1 protein-coding gene and 1 pseudogene are annotated in these 1,212 nt (G+C 55.7%); both read right to left on the reverse strand.

The window, feature by feature from the left end; translation table 11 throughout:
• Window positions 1-14 precede the first annotated feature (14 nt).
• Complete coding sequence (locus Q4P78_RS09015; RefSeq protein ID WP_303340035.1) at window positions 15-290, reverse strand: hypothetical protein; 276 nt, start codon at window positions 288-290, stop codon at window positions 15-17.
• A 164-nt stretch (window positions 291-454) separates the two neighbouring features.
• A pseudogene (locus Q4P78_RS09020) lies at window positions 455-1,212 on the reverse strand (hypothetical protein); the annotation flags it as partial.

Genomic DNA, 1,212 nt, shown 5'->3' on the forward strand with positions numbered 1-1,212 from the left:
CAAACATCATGACTCTAGGCATGAAGAGTCCCCATGCGCTCAGACTCGGGCTGCTTGGCAAACTCAAAAATGAGAGGAGCGTTGTTGCGCAGGAACCTCTCATATCCCTCTATTTCAGCACCAGTAAAGCCATGAATCTCGGACCAGCGGTACGAGGGCATAAGACAGCGCGCAGAGTCAAAGCCACCATCTTTGGGGCGCTCGATCGAAATGGGCAGCGTTCCGTCCTCGTTGGGGTTCGCGTAGGAAATCTGTGTATCATCCGCAAGGATGACGTACTCCCAGTACATAGTGACCTCCTAATGCTCGACGTTTCTACTGTTGATAGCCTCTATTTCAAAGTACGCGAATCCAGCGCTTAACCGATTACAAACCACATGCTGCCACTCAACCCAAACATCTGACCCATAAAGAGGCGCAGACAAGACCATCTTGTCCGCGCCCCGCTTGTTGCCTATGCAGCTGGCAGCACGCTCATCTCAAGGCCATCGGCATCCGCCACGCCTTCAGCCAGCGTGGTGCCCTCTTCTGCCGGGCCCTCCGCGAGCTCCCCAAACTCATTCACGAAAGTTCTGGCATTCTCACTGCCGTCTACCAGCAGTCCCGAATCATCGAAGACGTAGTCGATACCGTCAACCTGGACAGCACCTGTTACCATCTCGCCGGAAGCCGAAAGGTAGTACCAACCGGACGCCGTCTTCAGCCACCCCGTACGCATGGCACCACTATCATCGAGGTAAAACCACGTGTCACCAGCCTGACGCCAGCCAGTAGCCATGGAGCCAAATGCGTCAAAGTAATACCAGCTGCTGCCAACAAAGCGCCAGCCAACAACCATGGCCCCACTGGCATCAAGGTAATACCAGGTACCGTTAATCATCTGCCAGCCCGTCAACATAGCGCCAGACCCAGACAGTAGATACCAGGAGTCACCCACCTTGGCCCAGCCGGTCGTCATAGCGCCAGACTCGCCCAGCAAATACCAGGTTCCACCAGATGAAATCCAGCCAGTCTGCATGACCCCAGAGCCGCTGAAGAAATACCAGGAGCCCCCCACCGGAACCCAGCCAGTCGCCATGGAGCCAGAGCTGTTCAGCCAGTACCAGGCACCTCCGTCGTTCAGCCAGCCCGTCTGTATGCCGCCATTCGCATTGGCGTAATACCAAGCCGAACCATCGTTAAACCAGCCAGTCTGCATAGATCCTGAAGAAC

The organism is Rothia sp. (in: high G+C Gram-positive bacteria), assembly GCF_030540545.1.
Classification (GTDB): Bacteria; Actinomycetota; Actinomycetes; order Actinomycetales; family Micrococcaceae; genus Rothia.